This window comes from Neisseria sp. P0019.S002 (assembly GCF_051957155.1).
GTDB lineage: Bacteria > Pseudomonadota > Gammaproteobacteria > Burkholderiales > Neisseriaceae > Neisseria > Neisseria perflava.
On the sequence record NZ_JBQCWS010000199.1, the window covers coordinates 1 to 246 of the forward strand.

Genomic DNA, 246 nt, shown 5'->3' on the forward strand with positions numbered 1-246 from the left:
TACGGTCGTAGCCGTAGCTGCGTTTGACGGCGGTTTGGGCATAACCCGCCGCTACTTTGGTTTTTCCTTTGCCGCTTTCCGTCAGGTCGTTGAGAGTGGCGATTTGCCGTTTCAGACGACCTAAAGGGTCAAGTTCGTAACGGCTGGCGAGTTTACCCTGTGTGCGGTAGATTTCGCGGTGCAGCTGATCACGTTCGATGTCGGTGATGACTTCGTCGTCGAGGCTGATTTGGTGCAGGTGGCCGC

1 pseudogene is annotated in these 246 nt (G+C 56.1%); it reads right to left on the reverse strand.

The window, feature by feature from the left end:
* Positions 1 to 246 (reverse strand): annotated as a pseudogene (locus ACTHTY_RS12290) (RHS repeat protein); the annotation flags it as partial.